Source organism: Butyrivibrio sp. TB (genome assembly GCF_900110805.1).
Taxonomy (GTDB): domain Bacteria; phylum Bacillota; class Clostridia; order Lachnospirales; family Lachnospiraceae; genus Butyrivibrio; species Butyrivibrio fibrisolvens_C.
Genome location: NZ_FOER01000023.1, coordinates 61975 through 81084 on the forward strand (window position 1 = coordinate 61975; position 19110 = coordinate 81084).

Annotated in this window: 17 protein-coding genes and 1 riboswitch; of the genes, 16 read left to right on the top strand and 1 reads right to left on the bottom strand. The window is 37.4% G+C overall.

Annotation, left to right across the window (positions count from 1 at the left end; genetic code table 11):
* Window positions 1-44: 44 nt before the first annotated feature.
* Window positions 45-719, top strand: a complete 675-nt coding sequence (locus BMX21_RS14840) for an ABC transporter permease (protein WP_092045552.1) — start codon at window positions 45-47, stop codon at window positions 717-719.
* 141 nt (window positions 720-860) lie between these two features.
* Here BMX21_RS14840 and BMX21_RS14845 read toward each other — a convergent pair whose 3' ends face one another.
* On the bottom strand, window positions 861-1127 hold the full coding sequence (locus BMX21_RS14845) for a type II toxin-antitoxin system RelB/DinJ family antitoxin (RefSeq protein ID WP_022753111.1): 267 nt from the start codon (window positions 1125-1127) through the stop codon (window positions 861-863).
* Between the two features lie 234 nt (window positions 1128-1361).
* On the opposite strand from BMX21_RS14845, the gene BMX21_RS14850 reads away from it, so the two are divergent.
* The 15 genes from BMX21_RS14850 to tnpA all read left to right on the top strand — a co-directional run.
* Window positions 1362-2027, top strand: a complete 666-nt coding sequence (locus tag BMX21_RS14850; protein WP_092045554.1) for a hypothetical protein — start codon at window positions 1362-1364, stop codon at window positions 2025-2027.
* 236 nt (window positions 2028-2263) lie between these two features.
* Entirely contained in the window at window positions 2264-4255 is a 1992-nt protein-coding gene (locus BMX21_RS14855; protein WP_092045556.1) for a hypothetical protein, read from the top strand.
* 69 nt (window positions 4256-4324) lie between these two features.
* A riboswitch (cyclic di-GMP riboswitch) is annotated at window positions 4325-4399 on the top strand.
* Window positions 4400-4475: 76 nt separating this feature from the next.
* On the top strand, window positions 4476-5399 hold the full coding sequence (locus BMX21_RS14860) for a DNA/RNA non-specific endonuclease (protein ID WP_092045558.1): 924 nt from the start codon (window positions 4476-4478) through the stop codon (window positions 5397-5399).
* A 408-nt stretch (window positions 5400-5807) separates the two neighbouring features.
* Window positions 5808-6254, top strand: coding sequence for a hypothetical protein (locus tag BMX21_RS14865; RefSeq protein WP_092045560.1), 447 nt, complete (start codon window positions 5808-5810; stop codon window positions 6252-6254).
* A 102-nt stretch (window positions 6255-6356) separates the two neighbouring features.
* Window positions 6357-6650 carry a SpoVG family protein gene (locus BMX21_RS14870; protein ID WP_092045562.1) on the top strand — a complete coding sequence of 98 codons (294 nt, stop codon included), beginning with the start codon at window positions 6357-6359 and terminating at the stop codon, window positions 6648-6650.
* Complete coding sequence (locus BMX21_RS14875) at window positions 6640-7089, top strand: hypothetical protein (RefSeq protein WP_092045564.1); 450 nt, start codon at window positions 6640-6642, stop codon at window positions 7087-7089. The genes BMX21_RS14870 and BMX21_RS14875 overlap by 11 nt, the downstream gene beginning before the upstream one ends.
* A gap of 256 nt (window positions 7090-7345) precedes the next feature.
* On the top strand, window positions 7346-8806 hold the full coding sequence (locus tag BMX21_RS14885) for a type I restriction-modification system subunit M (RefSeq protein WP_092045568.1): 1461 nt from the start codon (window positions 7346-7348) through the stop codon (window positions 8804-8806).
* A 48-nt stretch (window positions 8807-8854) separates the two neighbouring features.
* Window positions 8855-9997 carry a restriction endonuclease subunit S gene (locus tag BMX21_RS14890; RefSeq protein ID WP_092045570.1) on the top strand — a complete coding sequence of 381 codons (1143 nt, stop codon included), beginning with the start codon at window positions 8855-8857 and terminating at the stop codon, window positions 9995-9997.
* Window positions 9998-10005: 8 nt separating this feature from the next.
* Window positions 10006-10434 carry a hypothetical protein gene (locus tag BMX21_RS14895; RefSeq protein ID WP_092045572.1) on the top strand — a complete coding sequence of 143 codons (429 nt, stop codon included), beginning with the start codon at window positions 10006-10008 and terminating at the stop codon, window positions 10432-10434.
* Between the two features lie 53 nt (window positions 10435-10487).
* Complete coding sequence (xerA, locus tag BMX21_RS14900; protein WP_092045574.1) at window positions 10488-11456, top strand: site-specific tyrosine recombinase/integron integrase; 969 nt, start codon at window positions 10488-10490, stop codon at window positions 11454-11456.
* Between the two features lie 29 nt (window positions 11457-11485).
* Window positions 11486-12592 (top strand): restriction endonuclease subunit S, encoded by a 1107-nt coding sequence (locus BMX21_RS14905; RefSeq protein ID WP_092045576.1) that lies wholly within the window; start codon window positions 11486-11488, stop codon window positions 12590-12592.
* Window positions 12593-12607: 15 nt separating this feature from the next.
* Window positions 12608-14749 (top strand): restriction endonuclease subunit S domain-containing protein, encoded by a 2142-nt coding sequence (locus BMX21_RS14910; RefSeq protein WP_092045578.1) that lies wholly within the window; start codon window positions 12608-12610, stop codon window positions 14747-14749.
* Between the two features lie 27 nt (window positions 14750-14776).
* On the top strand, window positions 14777-18133 hold the full coding sequence (locus BMX21_RS14915) for a DEAD/DEAH box helicase family protein (protein WP_092045580.1): 3357 nt from the start codon (window positions 14777-14779) through the stop codon (window positions 18131-18133).
* Between the two features lie 141 nt (window positions 18134-18274).
* Window positions 18275-18799, top strand: a complete 525-nt coding sequence (locus BMX21_RS14920; RefSeq protein ID WP_092045582.1) for a sigma-70 family RNA polymerase sigma factor — start codon at window positions 18275-18277, stop codon at window positions 18797-18799.
* Between the two features lie 125 nt (window positions 18800-18924).
* On the top strand, window positions 18925-19110 hold a 186-nt coding region (gene tnpA, locus BMX21_RS19560), incomplete at its 3' end, for an IS66 family insertion sequence element accessory protein TnpA (protein ID WP_242952891.1).

Genomic DNA, 19110 nt, shown 5'->3' on the forward strand with positions numbered 1-19110 from the left:
CGATCGTTGATTCCGGAGTTTGGGTGAGGGGGCTTATATAATTAATGGTATACAAATATCAAGTGCATAAAAAAGTTAAATTCAGCAAAGAAGACCTGATAAGAGCAGGCATGAATGCATCACAGGTAATATTAACGTCATTTCTTTCGCATGTCTTTGTGGGCCTTTTTGCTGTAGTATATGCCTTTATAGTTTTGTTTCCAATAGGCGTAGCTATAGTAAGCAGATCTTATGTATTTTTGGCTTTTTATAGCATACTCATGTCCTTTTTCACAGCGCTCATATATTCGGCCTTTTCTATTTCTCAGAATAAAAATTCCACATTAACACTCGAGGAGACTCAGGCGCATATAGAAGAGGATTCTATATGGGGAAGACTGTTTTACAAAAGGACGATCAAGTATGAAAATGTTTCCACAATATACCATACAGATACATGCCCCTTTGGACTTACTCCTATGGCCAAGAATCGGAGAAATCCTCAGTATGATAAGGATCTCTGGCGCTTCTATAATGGAAGCTATATAGTAGCGGTAGATAATAAAAACAGGATGTTCGGCGCAGTATATCGTGATGAGATCTGGCAGTTTTTAAAGCAGCATTGTAAGAATGCAGACTTCTATACCCTGGAAGAATATAATGCTGAAATTAAGCGAAGACGAGCGCTGGATGAAGAATATGATAAATACAGCAAAATGTATGATGGGTATATTAATTAGTGATCTGGGACAAGATCCATTTTATGGAGATAAAGATTAGAGGGACAGATTAAATTACAGGAATTTTTAGAAAAAAATGATGTGTAATGCAGGGCGCTGCAGAAGTAGAATACAGTAAAATAAAGCTCCCGGTAAGTGCTTTCACTCATCATCGACCTCGATTAATTCGTGAACAGTACCTTTGCCCTCACGTAATTCATTGACAGACTTAAGAATATAGGCTTGGTTCTCTGGACTATAGAATGGATCATCCTGTTTAATTTCAAAAGGAATTCTATGTTCTCTGAGAACGGCTTTGACAAACATATTTATTGCAGCTGAAGATGTTAAACCAACTGATGTACAAAAAGCATCAAAGTTAACTTTATCAGTATCGCTTACACGAGCAGTAATTGTTGAAAGTGCCATAATGTACTACCTCCTTTTAATTAATAATACAACAAAAGCAGTACAAAAACAACATAAAAATGACTATCGTGCGACAATTGATACTAATTTGTTACAGTTCAGACCCTATGTTTGGCTGAGGAAGCGTTATGACGTCCATACCTTGTGTAAAACTTAAAATTTTTGTATAATACGTTGGCGCGTATCAATAATTTTGACGCGTAAAAAGATTTTAAATCGGGGAGAAAATTAAATATGACAGAAACAATTTATGAAGAAAGATACAGGGGAGAAGGATTATCACCAGAGAGTGCACATTTTCTAAGCAGTTGGCTCATGATCCTATTTGGGCTATTCATATTGAATACTATTGCATCCATACTTAGTAGTGAAATAATCATAACTTCTCAAGATCTTTTAATTGTAGGCAATATTATAAGTTTTATAGCATCCATTGCCTATGGACTCATTCTTTTAAAAATCTCGTCTAAGGAAGAAAAATACCGTATAGCAGGCTATTGCTTTCTAGTAACTTCAGCAGCAGATGCTATTAAGCTTATCCAGATTGCTGCATCGGGGGCTTCTGAAGATGTTGATTTTTTAGCCTTTGGAGTTATTATCTCGCTGGTTTCCTTAATAGCGGAGCTTATTGGTAATTATAGTGAATTCACCGGTCATTCTAACGTACTTGAAGGAGTGGATGACGAATTATCAGAAATGTGGCTACGGTTATGGAAGTTGTATATAGGTTCTTTGATCGCTATGCTGTGTAGCATTATTCTAATGTATGTTGCTGGTATGCTTCTGATCATAGGTGCAGTAATAGTAATCTTCATTGTAAGCATTATGAAAATAGTCTATATCTATCAGACATCGAAAGCATTGGACGAATACAATAAAAGACTTAGAAGTGAAGTATGAAAAAAACGTATGGAATAGAAAAGGCGCAGGTTCACTGCGCTTTTTTGCTGTAGACTTGTTTCATTTTTAGGTTATTAACTTTTGGTTCTGGATCAGGTTCCGGCCCTTCTCACTAGAAAAACGATTATGGCTGACATCCATCCCCTAAAACTCACTTTTCATCAGAAAACTTGCAAATATATCCCCATCCCGTGGTATCATTCATATATGCGTTTTAATGGAGGTCAGTGACAAGTATGAAAAGAAAAATAGTAGTAGCATGTATCCTCGCGCTCACACTTACAGGATGCGTCAATACGGATCTGTCGATGAATGCCGATTCTACTGAGGAAGCAAGCAAAGAGAATGCAGCAGGTGAAGAGGATAGCAAGTCATCAGATGATCCATCTGATAAAAAAACAGAACAGACTGATGAAGAGGAAGATGAGACTTCCGAAGAGACAGAAGATGAGGCAGAAGAATCTTATTCAGGCGATGGCTATCAGGTAGTAGCATTTGATGAAAACTCCATGAAAGTAACTATGGAGCCATTTGGCGAAGTTGAACTCATACCGCTTATCGATAAGGATGCAGGCAAGTGGTCTTCATTCAAGATAATGCAGGACGATACAGAACTTGCACAGGTGTATTATTCCCGTTATCACTCTCCAAAGGAAGATGATACATATTATGATGAAATCAGTGAAGTTGGAATATGCGACATTAACTTTGATGGTATCTCAGATGTAGTTGTAGTCGGAGATACTCAGGAAGGAGAGATGATCCAGATCTGTACCGGAGAGTATGAGGATTATAGTGATAGTTATAACTATAATACTTTTAGTAACCCCGAAGCTATTGAGGACTATTTTGGAAGTGACTTTTCAGCAGCTGCAACTATAGCTTTTCTAACAGATGGACATCCCGATGGACAGTTCGACTCATATCAGGAAGCATATGAGATGATCGCCAGCAGATACTGCCTAGGCCATGACTATGCAGATTATGATTATAAACTCATATACTTTGATGATGATGACGTTCCGGAGCTTGTGATCGATTATCCGGGCTACAGTGTCAGCATGTATACCTTCGCAGATGGAAAGCTAATACTCTCGATAGATGACTGGAGCTACGGCGCAGGCGGTAACAGTGGTTACGACTACTATCCTAAAGCAGGTCTTATAGTAAATTATAATACAGATTATGCTGGAGCAATTCTCTATACCTATTACATGACGATGGATGAAAACTACAAAGTCTCGGTGGCATATTCAGAGAAATACTATAACTATGAGGATAAAGATGGAGACGGAGTGCCTTCAGATGATGAACTTGACGATTGGTCTGAAGATTATGAAGGCAAAACAGAGTATGAGTGCTACACAGGTGAAGACCTGACACAGGACGAGATCGTAGACAGGATCAGTGATCTGGTCAAAGGAACCGGAGATGAAATAGATGGTCTTAGCGGCGATGAAAACCTGATAGAGCTCAATGATGAACTGACAGCACCTAGCTGGAAGGTTACAAAGCTTGAAGGAGAGGAAAACAGTTTTACTGTAGGCGGAGAGGAATTTGAGCTTTCGGTAAATGTACCCGAGGAGTATTATAAAGAATTCACTCTTTCAAATGGCGACTCCCAGTACCAGAAAAAAATATTATGTAATACTGAAAACATGTTTTTAATAGAAAAAGCAAATGGAAAGAGCTATCTGTACATAAACATATTAGACGAGGGTAACAGCGACACATTGTATGTATTTGATCTGAACAATACCAAGATAAGCGAACCACGCATATATGAAGATTACTCTTTGTTCTATAATGACATCACAGATGCAAACAGTTTTGTACTTCTTAAAGCTGAGGATATCTTTGGCAAGTCTGTAGTTAAGAAGACTTTTACAGTTGGATTTGACGGCATGCCTGTTAGCGTTGGTAAGTTTGAGTACTACGTAGGCATCGATTCTATCAATCCCGGCAATCCTGTTGGAGAGACAGGTGAGACTATCGTGACCAAAAAGGAGATGACTTTAGATTCATCTGACGATATTGACAGTGAGTATTATTGGACCGAAAAAACTATTCCTGCAGGATCAAACCTTACACTGTACAAAACAGACGGAGAGACATATGTCGATCTTATCACCGATGATGGAGTAGGCGTCAGATTCGATATAGAAGATGGCGTAATATGCGGCGAGTATACAGTAGGTGACTTTGAGGATGTTCCGGAGTTTGGCTGAGGAAGCGCCATGAACATATTGACATGGCAGGAGGAAATAATTATACTTGAGTTTAACTAAATAACGATTACATATTTACGGTAAAGCCAGAGCGATCTGGTGACACAAAGCTATAGGGACTCTCAGAGTCAGCCAGTTGCATGTAACACGAGTAATGGGCATTGCAGCTGTGCAGTGCCTTTTTTATTACCTTTTGGGAAAAGAGATAGAGGATAAACATATGAGAATAGCAAACTTCAAGATAAACAGAATATTGGCGATGCTCATTATTATAGGACTGATAAGTAGCCTGCCGGGATTAACACTTACCAAAGCCCATGCCAAGAGCGACATACCGGCTTATACAGGAAGTGCATCAGTAGTCCTAAACGGCAATATACCAACCTTCGCAGCGTCCGATATCACCACAGTATCATACGAACAGTATGGAGCACTTGATAGCCTTGGAAGATGTACAACAGCTGTTGCATGCATAGGTCAGGACCTCATGCCAACAGAACCTCGCGGATCGATCGGCACTGTAAAACCTACAGGTTGGAATCAGAACAAGTACCCAGGACTCGTTGACTCAGATCCGCCATATCTCTACAATAGATGCCATCTTATAGGCTACCAGCTCACTGGTGAGAACGCCAATGAGAAGAACCTTGTCACAGGTACAAGGTACATGAACGTTGATGGTATGCTTCCATATGAAAATATGGTTGCGAATTATATAGAATCAACCGGTAATCACGTAATGTACAGGGTTACACCTGTATTTGAAGGTAACAACCTCTTATGCACAGGAGTTCAGATTGAAGCGTACTCTGTAGAAGATTCAGGTATGGGAATCTGCTTCAACGTATTCTGCTATAACGTACAGCCAGGAGTTAATATTAATTACGCAGACGGCAGCAACAGCGCTATAGACGGATATGTTCTTCCAACAAATGATGCGACAGAAGAAGATATAACCAGAAGCACTACAGACCAGACCACGCAGCAGTATACTTACGTTGTTAATACCAATACCAAGAAATTCCACTATCCAACATGCAGTAGTGTCAGCGATATGAAGGAAAAGAACAAAATGTATTATGAAGGAACGAGAGATGAGCTTGTAGAATTAGGCTATGATCCGTGTAAACGTTGTAATCCATGAAAATTGGAACTTGGCAGAGAATAAATCATAATGGTTTTTGGGATGCTGATAAAGTCGGAACGGTTAAAGAAGTTAAAGTTAATGGGGAAAATATGTGGACGGATGAACCGTATAGCTTAGATTCAAAAGTTAAAGTAACATATTATTGTAATGATTGATTTTTTATATAGAGATTCGGGGATGTTTGAACGTTACAAGGATGAGAGTATACAGATATGACTAAAGTAACGTGTTCTGTTAACTTATGCTTGCATGCCTGTTCTTGGCAGCCAATCTCCAGCTTATCTTAGAGTCAGCTCATGGAGTATTAAAAAGAATATAAAACTAAATAAATGGTATAGGCAGGAAGGACAGTTTTTCCAGTAACGGAAGAGCTGTTCTTTTTTTGCCCATAAAAAGGAGAAACCTATGGCAGCTACAAGGCTTATGGCGCTTCATATAGTCCGGGGCAGAAGTATTGCAGAGAGCCTTAAGGAGCGGATGGATTATACGGAAAATGACTTAAAGACCGAGAACAAAGGAGTCTTCGAATCTTATAAAAAGAGTGGTTACTCTAAGACCTTCTATCAGGAACATGAGTCAGAGCTACTACTGTATAAGGCAGCAGAGGAAGTCTATAAGTCAGTTCCAAAAGGCCAGACCCTAAACATGCAAAAGCTCCGGGATGAATATGGCCGCATCCTTGAAGAGAAGAAAAAAGAATTCCTTGAATATGCTCAGCTTAATAAAGACATGCATGAGTATATGATTGCAAAGAAAAACTTAGAAATGCTATACCAGCAGGACCTTGAAGCAAATGACAAAGATGGTAGAGCGCAGCGCACCCGAAACTCACGGACGGAGTCTGTGTTGTAAGAGCCGCTTAACGCGTTTGTCGGACAAACGCACTGCTCGCCACAACGACCCTCAGCGCCATCAGGAAGAGAAAAAACGATTTTATTCAGGAGGATTAAAGAAATGAAAGTAAGCGTTAAAGCAAATAAGATAGAAGCCAGCTCCAACAATGTGAGAGGATTATGCACAGTAACTTTTGGAGACAGCTTTGCAGTAAGAAATGTCTCAATCGTTAAAAGCAGAAAAGGCGGTACCTTCGTTTCAATGCCCAGCTTCAAAACCAAAACCGTCGATGAAGAAGGAAATCCGATCTTCAAAGATATCGCATTTCCTATAACCAAGGAGTTTCGCGAAGAGCTTTATAAGAGGATCAAGGAAAGCTATGAGTCTGGGGAGGTGGTAGAGTTTGAGTGGTAAGAATATGAAACCTCGCATGAAAAGCGAAATGGTGGCAGAGGCTTTTACGATTCTCATGGAGGCATACATCAGACAGATTGGCAGAGTATCTTCCGGTCAGAGGTTAACAATTACCATGAAAAGCTATAACTGTTATATCAAGTTCTCCGGCTACAAGGAGATGTTCGACCTCTGCCTCTACAAAAGCGGCGACATCGACCTTAAGATGAAAGAGTTCTGCCACGGAGACTACCAGGAACGCATCTACGCTTACACGGATAACCCCGTCGAGCAGGATGCGTTTCTTGATGAACTAAGAAATGGTCTCGCCGACAAACTCATGGAAGTCGGGACTTGTAATCTGTTGGATTATCATTCGTTTATGGATCTGCTGGATGGAGATAGGCATTTTATTGATTCTTATAACTACTTTAAGCATGAGTGTAGGAGCTATTGTTAAATAATTAGGTGCTGGTTACTGATGTGGAAAACCGTAGAGGTAACCAGCACTTTTTGTGTGAATATAATTCGAAAAAAGAATGAATCATATGAGCTATATTATGATTATAAAAATGAAGATGAGGGAGGTGAAAAACAGCTTAATAAATTGGAATACTGTAGGCGAATACACGGGTTGTCCTTTTTTCTGCACTTCGAAAATGGTATAATTAAGAAATTAAGGACTCCGTTCTTTAGAAAAATATTTGGAGGATTATATGATTACTGGAGACGTAAAAAACAAGATTGACAAAATATGGGAAACCTTTTGGACAGGAGGTATTACTAACCCGTTAGATGTAATTGAACAGTTTACATATTTGTTATTTATAAAGCAGCTCGATGATGTTGAAACTAGAAAGGAAAACGAAGCTAATTTCTACAAGGTAGACTATGAGCCAATGTTCCCTGGCGATTGTCAGAAGTACAGATGGAGCAAGTTTAAAAACCTTGGTTCTGCAGACGAGATGTATGACGTTGTGATGAATGGAGTCTTTCCATTTATAAAGAATCTTCATCAAGATGGCGATTCTGCATATTCTAAATATATGGGGGATGCAATCTTCAAAATTCCTACTGCAGCGATGCTTACAAAGATTATAGATGGAATTGATCAGCTTGAGCTTGGTGATGAAGATACAAAGGGAGATCTTTATGAGTATCTTCTTTCTAAAGTTGCAACAGCAGGTACTAACGGACAGTTTAGAACACCAAGACATATTATCGAGATGATGGTTAAGCTTACAAAGCCGCAGCCAGATGATATTATTATCGATCCGGCAATGGGGTCAGCAGGTTTTCTTATTGCAGCTCAGACTTATCTTAGAGAAAATCATGCAGACCTTTTCTTGGATGAGAAGAAGAGAAATCACTTCAATAACGATATGTTCTTTGGTAACGATATGGATAGAACGATGCTTCGTATCGGTGCTATGAACATGCTTCTTCATGGTGTAGACAACCCTAATATTTCTTACAGGGATAGTTTGTCAGAGCAGAATACGGATATTGAGAAGTACTCTCTAGTACTTGCCAATCCGCCTTTTAAGGGAAGCCTTGATTATGAGGCAGTATCAGCGGATCTTCTTAAGATTACAAAGACTAAGAAGACAGAGCTTTTATTTCTTGCACTGTTTTTACGTATCTTGAAAAAAGGTGGCCGTGCAGCTGTAATTGTTCCAGATGGTGTCCTTTTCGGTTCAAGTAATGCGCATAAGCAGATTAGAAAGGAAATCATTAATAATAACAAACTGGATGCAGTTATTTCTATGCCAAGTGGTGTGTTTAAACCATACGCAGGAGTTTCTACAGCTATACTTATTTTTACAAAGACAGGCAGTGGTGGAACTGATAATGTGTGGTTCTATGACATGAAGGCAGATGGATTCAGCCTTGATGATAAGCGCCAGGAGATTTCTGAGAATGATATTCCTGACATTATTGAAAGGTTCAATAATCTTGATGCAGAGAAAGATAGAGCTAGAACAGAACAGAGCTTCTTTGTTCCTGTGGAGGAAATTGAAAAGAATGATTATGACCTTTCAATCAACAAGTATAAAGAAGTGGTATACGAGAAGGTTGAGTATGAACCAACAGATGTCATAATTGGAAAGATTGAAAACATTGAAACTGAGATTCAGACTGAATTAGCTGAACTCAAGAAATTGTTATCAATTTAATTTAAAGGAAAGGCTCAATTATCAAATTGAGATTTGTAGGGATGATAGATGGAGATTGAATTAAAAAAGTTGGGTAAAATAACAACCGGAAATACCCCTAGCAAAAAAGATGAAAAATATTGGGATTCTGCAGATATATGTTTTGTAAAACCAGATGGAATAGCAGACGAAGGAATTACGTTAATCAATGATTCATCAGAATATATATCAGAGAATGCACGCGGCAAGGCTAGAGTAGTATCTAAAGATGCGGTATTTGTTACATGTATTGGTAGTATTGGAAAAGTAGGAATAGCGGATTCTGGTGACTATGCTTTTAATCAACAGATAAATGTTATAGAGCCGAATGAAAAAGTTTTACCACGATACCTAGCATACAATCTTTTGTACTCAAAGCCTAGGCTTGTCGCCATTGCAAATGCGCCTGTAGTTCCAATAATAAATAAAACACAATTTGGTGAATTCATTGTAAATATTGAAGAAGATAAAACAAAGCAAGCAGAAATTATTTCTGTATTAGATAAGCTAACAGGCATAATAAATTCTCGAAAAAGGGAACTTGAGTCTTTTGATGAGCTTATCAAAGCCCGATTTGTCGAGCTCTTTGGTGATCCATCTCTTAATACAAAAGGGTATCCGATAAAGAGTCTTTCTGAGATTGCTGAGTATTGGAATGGCTTAACGTACAAACCGGAGGATGTTGCTGATGAGGGAACTATTGTACTCAGATCAAGCAATATTCAGAATGCACAGTTGGATTTTGAAGATACTGTTAGGGTTACATGCAGTATAGGTGAAAAGAAATACGTTCAAGATAATGATATCCTGATGTGCTCAAGGAATGGAAGTGCCAGACTTGTTGGAAAGGTTGCGCTTATAAAGGATATAGAAGAGCCTATGAGTTTTGGGGCATTTATGATGATCATTAGAAGTCAGTTTTACCCTTATCTCATGACATACTTTCAAATGCCGGCATTTAGAGCGCAGATTACTACAGGTGCAACAACTACAATCAATCAGATAACTGGTAGGATGCTGGATAATGTAAAGCTTCCTGTGCCTGAAAAGACTGAGTTGGACAACTTTATTTCGTTTATTGAACAAGTCGACAAATCAAAAGTTGCAGTACAGAAGTCATTAGATGAGACACAAAAGTTGTTTGATAGTTTGATGCAAGAGTATTTTGGGTAGGTAGTAGAATGTATTCGATAGCACTTCGCTTTGCAGAAAAGTTTGCGCCACCAGAAGGAACAATTGGTGCGCATCAAAAAATAATAGATGAAAAAGGGTTTGTTTGGTATGGAAAGATGGGAAGCGTCGTTTCGGATGCGAACATAACCAAGGTATTAGACCAAAGTAATCCTAAAATTTTACTTATTCATAGTGGTGGAGTTGAAAGATATTGGGCGTATATTAATGCTGTGAAAAAAGAGAAGCCTGATGACGAAGAGTTTCCGCAATATTATCGACATATTTCAGATAATTTTAAGACGTGGTTTTGCATAACAAAAATTGAACGCGCTGAAAAGGGGATTATGTCAAAATGTATCGTTTCTTCATCAAAGGCATTATTATCGGAAGCATCAAAACATAGTATGAGCCCATATTTTTTGATTGAATGTGAATAATACAATTATTTATTGGTTGAAGGATGCTGGTACAAAGGAGGAAATGTACTAGTATGGAAACAAAGGTAGTTGCAGTATTAAACGAGATGGCGGAGTATCTATCTGTTGCACAAATGAAGAAGCTTCAGGAAGTGATGCTTAAATCGTTCATGACTAAAGAAGCAGAAAAGAAGGATATTTTGAATGAGGAGTATCTCAAAATGTTTTTGGACGCAAAGAAGATTGAGGGATGCTCAGATAGAACGATACAGTATTACCACGCAACTGTAGAAAAAATGCTCATTTCAGTTACTGCTCCTATTAGGAAAGTGACAACAGAAATGATGCGTGAATACCTTTCCGATTATCAACAAGTTAACAATTGTAGCAAAGTAACAGTAGATAATGTAAGGCGTAATATTTCCAGCTTCTTTTCTTGGCTTGAAGAAGAAAACTATATTCTGAAGAGTCCAATGAGAAGGATTCATAAGATAAAAACTAATCAGCAGGTTAAGGAAGTTATTTCTGATGAAGATATAGAAAAAATCAGAGATAACTGTTCTTGTCAAAGAGATCTGGCTATGATAGATCTGCTTTATTCCACAGGGATTCGTGTTGGAGAATTGGTTAGCCTTAATATTGCTGATATTGATTTTGAGGCAAGAGAGTGCATTGTATTTGGTAAGGGAGGCAAGGAAAGAAAAGTATATTTTGACGCGAAAGCCAAATTACATATACAGGATTATATCAATAGTAGAGATGATGATAATCCAGCATTGTTTGTATCATTGGATTCTCCTCATGACAGATTAAAAATAAGTGGGGTGGAAATAAGGGTAAGACAGCTTGGAAGAAGTTTGGCTCTGCAAAGAATTTTTCCACACAAGTTTCGAAGGTCCGCAGCTACACGAGCTATTGATAAAGGAATGCCTATAGAGCAGGTACAGCGTCTTCTTGGTCACTCACAGATCGATACGACCATGCAATATGCGATTGTTAATCAAAATAATGTGAAAACATCTCATCAGAAATACTTGTCTTGATTTAAATTGAGATTTGTAGGGATGACGAGATGAGAAAAACTACCATTGCCGAAGCATGTACATTGCATGCTCGTATAGGATGGCAAGGATTAACTAAAAAAGAGTATTTAGATGAAGGCGATTACTATTTAGTAACTGGAGTTGATTTTGATAATGGGCATATTGCATTTGATTCATGTCATTATGTTACAAAGGATAGATATGATCAAGATCAGCATATTCAGCTGCATATGGATGATATTCTTGTTACAAAAGACGGGACTATAGGTAAAGTTGCTATTATAGATGAACCAATTGATAAACCAGCTACCCTAAATAGTGGAGTGTTTGTAGTAAGACCAAAGGATAAAGCTACGCTCTTACCAAAATATTTAATGTATGTACTGCAGAGCAACAACTTTAATAGCTTTATAGAAAGAATTAAGGTCGGATGCACTATTGCTCATTTGAATCAAGAGAAGTTCTATCAGTTTGAATTTCCGCTGCCTCCGGTGGATGATCAGGAAAAGATAATCAAAGTTTTCGATACCATGTTTTCTGTTCTTTATGCACGAAAGCTCGAGATTCAAAAGCTTGATGAACTTATCAAAGCCCGATTTGTCGAGCTCTTTGGTAATCCATTTGACAATGAAAAATGGGATATATGCGAGCTAAAAGATATTTCTGAGTCTATGATTGATGGAAGTAATGTTGACCCAAAGTATTATGATTCTGAAGGGGATGTTCTTTTTTTGCGAATTCAGAATGTATGGAGAAATGAGTTTAGATTAGATGATTCTGTTTATATTTCTCGGGAGATAAACAATAACAATTATTATGATACATCTTTAAAGACCGGAGATTTGTTAATCACTAAAATTGGTAGATTTTACACGAAAGATAGCAGTTTAGGACGTGTTTCTGTTTATCGAGGTGAAGATGATTGTGCTAATTACAGTAATAATATTATGCGTGTACGCTTAATTGATTCCATGAACAGTGAGTTTGTGAATGCCTTACTAAACCTTGATGATTATCAGAAGTATATTAAGAGAACTAGCAAAGGTGGTACTGATAAGAGGGCGTTGAGTAAGTCGCTGATTGGTAGCTATCCAATTGGACGAGATAAACAAGTCGACAAATCAAAAGTTGTATAAAATAAGGGAGATGCTATGGATAGAGGATATTTTGTAATTGATATAAATAAATATGATAATTACGGAGAGTACCTGAATGCCCTAGACAGATTACCCTTTAGAGAACGTGAAGCGGTAACACCAGAGGTTGTTATAAGAATCTGTGATGAACTAGCTAAGCAGATTAAAACTGGTAGAATCCTTGTTTCAAGTTTTATATCCGGTTCATTTTCTAATGGGTTGAGTGAGTTGGGCTACAAGGTAGCATCCTTTATTCAGAACGATACTGAGAAGCAGATAGCTGATAAGTTCTCATTTGAACAATATTATAAAGGCAGTGAAGAACAGTTTGATTTAATTTGCGCAGATATTCCATTTGATGCCAGACTTAAAGAGTACATCAATGAAATGGCAGACGTTATTTCTGTAGCGATTAAGGAAGATGGTTTTTTTACTATGACGTTTCCGGTGTCTGTTTCTTATGATAAGAGATATAAAGATATATTAGACTATCTGGAAAAAAGGGGCTTATTTGCTAATGCTGTAATTGATATGCCTAAAGGTACATATGCTCCTGTGACTAATATAGAGACCAAGATACTTATATTTCAGAAAAAATGCTCAGAAAAGAGATTTATTGCCAAGATATCTGAGTTAAAAGATGTAAATGTTGTAATTTCAAACTATGTGAATGATGTAGTTGCGAAAAACTATTCTATTGGTACTTGGATAGAGCGTGATAAATATTTTGATTTACAGGATTTCGAGGCTGAGCTTGCATATAGGAAAGAAGCTAAGAACTATGGTGGCAATGCGCTTAGCATTGAGAGCTTATCAAAAGAGATTAATCGTCCGGATAGAGAGAATAATTTTAAAGATATCCCAAATGCTATTTATATCCCAAAGGTAGGAATATCGCAGGTAGTTGATAGCATAGAGGATTTTACTATCAAGCCACAAAACTATATTCAGGTAGTATTAGATGAGGAAAAGATTTCTACTCAATATGCATGCTTTTTCCTTAATTCAGAGCATGGTATAGCAAATCGTAAAATGATGATGAATGGCTTTATTCCATCATTTAATCTTCAGACTATAAAAGAATTGGTTATAGCATTGCCTGAAGGTGACGGAGAACAAAGAGAGATTCTTGAAACACATAAACAGATTGAAGAACTTAGATTACAACTGGATGCACTTGAATCTAAATTTTTTAAGAAACCATCGGATTATAAGACGATTCAAAAGAGCTTAAAAGATATTAACAATGCTGAGACTTTAAGTGACTGGGTGGAGACACTGCCATTTCCATTGGCATCAATACTTCGAAGATATTTAGCAGAGAATTCTTATGAGAAGAAACAGGAAACACTATTTTTGTTCTTTGAAGCATATGCTATTTATAATGCATGTATTTTACTGAGTGTTATAAATGATAATATAGATGCATTTGAATGCAATACAATGTTTGAAACCACGGATGTTAAATACTATACACGGTCTACTTTTGGAAGCTGGGTTACTCTGAATAAAATCATAACCAATTATGTGCTTGGGAAAATCGGAGGCAAGAAGGCCGAAGAAGGTGAAGATAATCCTTTATTGGATTATTTCAAGACAGATAGTATTGAAGTCATAAAAGTCTTATGCAATAGAGAAATAAATAAGATTCTATATAATGCCAGTGATAAGCGCAACAAATGGAAGGGGCATACAGGCATTTCAAGTGAACAGGTGTGTAAAGATCATGTGCTTGAGCTTGAACAGTATCTGAACCAGCTTCGTAATATTGTTAGAGATGCATTTGAAGAGATGGAGCTTATAAGAGCTATAAGTTGCGTTAACACAAGAAGCGGAGCTGAGAACAGTATAGAAACGCTTGTCGGTTCTAACGCGTTGTTTATGAAAGAGACATATGTAACTGCGACGCCGCTTATTTCAGATGTGTTATATTTAAAGATGAAAGATACGCAGCGTGTTATTGAACTTTTACCGCTTATAGTATTCAAGAGTTCTCCTTCAAGTGAGAAAAATGCTTGCTATTTTTATAGCAGAAATGATGATAATAATACATTATATGTTTCATATCATTATGAGCAGCAACCGGAAGAATCAGAGCCAGGCCATGAAGCTCTAGATGCGCTTACTAGAATAATTCCGGAGAGAACAGGGAAGTAAAAGCATAAGAATTATGAGGTGAAGGCGATGGAGTCGAATTTTGATTATTTAGTTGGAAAAGAAAATTATGACTTTTTTGCAATTCAAGCTGTAGAAGCAGAAAAGGCGATGGAAATATCTCCGAGTAACTGCGCTATTATGGCTCGAAGAGCGCTTGAATTGGCAGTGAAGTTCGTTTACACAAACGATGCTGATTTAATAATGCCATATAATGATCAGGTTTCGGCCTTGATTCACGAAGACACATTTAGAAGAATCATTGATTATAAGCTTTTTGATATGTTGAAGTATGTCATAAGGCTGGGTAATAATGCGGTTCATACCAATAAAAGAATCTCTCGTGATGATGCAGTCTTGGCTTTAAAAGACCTCTTTGAATTCTGTGATTGGATTGATTACTCTTATTCCCATGATTATGAAGAGCATTTTTTTGATGAGTCATTAGTTCCAACCGGAGAGGAAAAGCGTGTAAAGCCTGAAGTTTTAAAAGCTCTTTATGATGATTTGTCATCCAAAGATGAAAAACTCGCAAAGATTATTGCTGAGAATGAAGAACTACGTAAGCAGATGGCATCTGCGCGTCAGCACAATACCAGAACTAGAGAGTTTCATATTGATACGCTTACAGAAGCTGAGACTAGAAAGAAGCTTATTGATATAGATCTCCAGGATGCAGGTTGGATAATTGACAATAATTGTACTGTAGAGGTTCCGGTAACTGGTATGCCTACTTCTACAGGAACTGGATATGTTGATTATGTTTTATGGGGCAAGGACAACCTTCCTCTTGCAGTTGTTGAGGCAAAGAAAGCTTCTGTTGATACAATGGTTGGCAGCCAGCAAGCTAAATTGTACGCTGATTGTCTTCAAAATCAGTATGGAAGACGCCCTTTGATTTTTACTACTAATGGTTTTGAAATTTTCTTCACAAACGACTACATGGGATATCCTCGTCGAGAGGTCGCTGGATTCTTTACTCAGGATGAATTGCAACTTGAGATAGACAGAAGAAAGCAAAGAAAACCTTTAGTTAATATTGAAATCAATGACGATATTACAAACCGCCCTTATCAGAAGGAGGCGGTTACAGCTGTATGTGATTCTATTGAAAAGAAGCATAGAAAGATGTTGCTTGTACAGGCGACAGGATCCGGAAAAACTCGTGTAAGTATCAGTATTGTTGATGTTCTTAGAAGGCATAATCATGTAAAGAATATTCTTTTCTTAGCAGACAGAACAGCACTTGTTAAGCAGGCAAAGAACAACTACACAAATCTGTTGCCGGATTTATCATGCTGTAATTTGTTGGATAACAAAGATGATCCGGAAAGTTGCCGTATGATTTTTTCTACATATCCAACAATGATGAATGCCATTGACGAGAAGAAAACCAAGTTTGGAGAAAAACTCTTTACGCCCGGGCACTTTGATTTAATTATTTGTGATGAAGTTCATCGTTCTATATACAGAAAATATCAGGCTATTTTTGAATACTTTGACGCAATGTTGCTTGGTATGACAGCTACTCCTAAAAACGAAATCGATAAGAATACCTATGGTATTTTTGATTTGGAAAGAGGCGTTCCAACATTTGCGTATGAGCTTGATAAAGCTGTAGATGAAGGTTATTTGGTCAATTATTCTACTTTGGAGTATAAGACCAAAATCATGGAAGATGGAATTCATTATGATGAGTTGTCAGAAGAAGAGAAGGAAGAATTTGATAGAATCTTCAATGATGATGAAAATGTTGGCGAAGATATTTCTAGTGATGCAGTAAATAGCTGGTTATTTAATGCAGATACTATTGATATGGTTCTTAAGGAACTAATGGAAAAGGGGCTTAAGATTGAAGGTGGAGATAAACTAGGAAAGACTATTATATTTGCAAAGAATAGTTTACATGCAAAAGCAATTGTTGACCGCTTTAATAAGCTGTTTCCTGAATTTGGTGGAGAGTTTATTAAGCAGATTGATTATAGTATTAAATATTGTGACACTCTTATAGATGATTTTAGTACCAAAGAGAAGATGCCACAGATAGCAGTATCAGTTGATATGCTTGATACCGGTATTGATATTCCGGAGATTCTGAATTTGGTATTTTTCAAGAAAGTTAAGAGTTATTCTAAGTTCTGGCAGATGATAGGTCGTGGTACAAGATTATGTTCAGACCTTCTGGGAGAAGGTCTGGATAAGACGCATTTTCTTATATTCGATTTCTGCAATAACTTTGAATTCTTCCGTGTAAACAAGAACGGTTCAGAAAGTGGTCTTATGGAAACTCTATCAGAGAAAATCTACAATACAAAGACCTTAATCTGCCGTGAATTACAGTCTCCAAACTATTCAGCGAATGAGAACTATGTAGAGTACAGAGCTGAGCTTGTAGATGAATTACATAATGCGGTACTGGAGCTCAATATAGAGAGCTTTTTGGTAAAACGACACTTGAGATATGTCCAAGCATATAGTGATTTGTTGGCGTGGGAAGATCTTGAAACTTCAGAAGTTGCAGAAATAAAAGAGCATATTGCTCCAATTGTTAAACCAAGTCAAAGTGATGAGCTTGCAAGACGATTTGATCACTTGATGTATAGTATTCAGCTTGGAATGCTGCAGAGTAAGAATGTACAAACTCCTGTAAAGACAGTTATTACTACAGCTCAATTATTGTCAGAAAAGACCAACTCAATTCCACAGGTAAAGGCTCAAAAGGCGGTTATAGACAAAGTTCAGACTCAGGACTTCTGGGATGATGCGACTATCATGGATTTAGAAGGAGTTCGTGAGGCGATGAGAAATCTATTACAGTACTTGGATAAGAAAAAGAAACATATCTACTATACAGATTTTGAAGATACAATCATTGATATGGAAGAGGGAGTTCCGCTTCAGGTGAATGATCAGCTCGCTAATTATCGCAAGAAGGTTGAGTTCTATCTTAAGTCAAATGAGAATACTTTGTCTGTATATAAGCTTCGGAATAATAAGAAACTTAACGAGACTGATATGAAAGAGCTTGAACGAATTTTGTGGACAGAGCTTGGCTCTAAGGAAGACTATATCAAGGAGTATGGAGATACACCAATTGGAAGACTTGTAAGAAAGATTGTTGGTGTTGATAGAGCAGCGGTGAATGAGGCTTTCAGTAAATTCTTGTCTGATGAAAGGCTTAATATCAATCAAATTAGATTTGTGAACCTTATCATTGATTATATAGTTGCTAATGGTAATATTGAAGATAATAGAGTGCTGATGGAGGAGCCTTTTAGATCACTTGGAAGTATGCCAGTATTGTTTAAAGACAATATGAGTACTGCTAGAGATATTCTGGATATGGTTGAGATCATCAAGGAAAACTCAGAAAAAATAGCCTTATAATAAGATGCAGATTAGGGATTGGTTATAGAACCAGTCCCTATATTTTTTTGCATTATAATTCGGAAAAACAATAAATCTGTGGATGTATCATTATCTCATAAAACAAAGAAAAACAGCGCGGTTTGATGAGGAGGTAATGGTATGAACACAACATTTATTTTGTCTTTAATAAAGAAATATGCAAATAGTGCTAAGGAGATTAGTCAGGATGATTTCCTCGAGTTAGTAGAGGGACTTGAGCAGGATGAGATTGAAGCTGTTCTTTCAATTCTTGTAAATAACGGATACAAGGTTGTAGATGAATCTGTTAACCGTACCTTTTTCTATAGCGGGGATGATTTAAAGGGGCTTACGAATGAAGAACTTTGTGTATTGGCTCAGAGCGGCAACAATGCAGCGAAGGATGCACTGGTTATCAATAATGAAAGACTGGTGCATAAGATTGCTACAAGAATCATGAAACAGTATAAGCCTACTAGTTTGGATGAGGAAGATTTATTTGTAGAAGGTTGCATGGGACTTATGACTGCGATTGAAAAATTTGATGTGACGCTTGGATTTAAACTTTCTACATATGCATGCAATTGGATTCATCAGGCAATTACAAGAGCAGTGATGAATGATGGATTTGATGTAAGACTTCCTGTACATATGTTTGAACAGTAAGCGCGAAAAAATTAGGTGGATCGCTACCGCAATTAATTAGGTTCATAATGGATTCGAATAACGTACATTTTACTATGTTTAAAGTCGAATGATGAACATTTCACTACGACTTGGAAGGAGCTGTTATGTCGAATCCAAAGAAACCACAACCTCGCAGAACAGATGAGGAATGGTACAGACTCATTATGGACTGCAGAAAGAGCGGGCTATCCGATTCTCAGTTTTGTCAAGCAAATGGAATTCCTAATTCTTCGTTTTCTACTGCTGTCAAACGTCTACGCAAGAAATCTTTCGCGATTCCTGAAGTCACT

Bases quoted from the DNA above. Each gene is read 5' to 3' on its own strand.
- BMX21_RS14840 (WP_092045552.1), top strand. From the start codon at position 45: ATGGTATACAAATATCAAGTGCATAAAAAAGTTAAATTCAGCAAAGAA.
- BMX21_RS14845 (WP_022753111.1), bottom strand. From the start codon at position 1,127: ATGGCACTTTCAACAATTACTGCTCGTGTAAGCGATACTGATAAAGTT.
- BMX21_RS14850 (WP_092045554.1), top strand. From the start codon at position 1,362: ATGACAGAAACAATTTATGAAGAAAGATACAGGGGAGAAGGATTATCA.
- BMX21_RS14855 (WP_092045556.1), top strand. From the start codon at position 2,264: ATGAAAAGAAAAATAGTAGTAGCATGTATCCTCGCGCTCACACTTACA.
- BMX21_RS14860 (WP_092045558.1), top strand. From the start codon at position 4,476: ATGAGAATAGCAAACTTCAAGATAAACAGAATATTGGCGATGCTCATT.
- BMX21_RS14865 (WP_092045560.1), top strand. From the start codon at position 5,808: ATGGCAGCTACAAGGCTTATGGCGCTTCATATAGTCCGGGGCAGAAGT.
- BMX21_RS14870 (WP_092045562.1), top strand. From the start codon at position 6,357: ATGAAAGTAAGCGTTAAAGCAAATAAGATAGAAGCCAGCTCCAACAAT.
- BMX21_RS14885 (WP_092045568.1), top strand. From the start codon at position 7,346: ATGATTACTGGAGACGTAAAAAACAAGATTGACAAAATATGGGAAACC.
- BMX21_RS14890 (WP_092045570.1), top strand. From the start codon at position 8,855: ATGGAGATTGAATTAAAAAAGTTGGGTAAAATAACAACCGGAAATACC.
- BMX21_RS14895 (WP_092045572.1), top strand. From the start codon at position 10,006: ATGTATTCGATAGCACTTCGCTTTGCAGAAAAGTTTGCGCCACCAGAA.
- xerA (WP_092045574.1), top strand. From the start codon at position 10,488: ATGGAAACAAAGGTAGTTGCAGTATTAAACGAGATGGCGGAGTATCTA.
- BMX21_RS14905 (WP_092045576.1), top strand. From the start codon at position 11,486: ATGAGAAAAACTACCATTGCCGAAGCATGTACATTGCATGCTCGTATA.
- BMX21_RS14910 (WP_092045578.1), top strand. From the start codon at position 12,608: ATGGATAGAGGATATTTTGTAATTGATATAAATAAATATGATAATTAC.
- BMX21_RS14915 (WP_092045580.1), top strand. From the start codon at position 14,777: ATGGAGTCGAATTTTGATTATTTAGTTGGAAAAGAAAATTATGACTTT.
- BMX21_RS14920 (WP_092045582.1), top strand. From the start codon at position 18,275: ATGAACACAACATTTATTTTGTCTTTAATAAAGAAATATGCAAATAGT.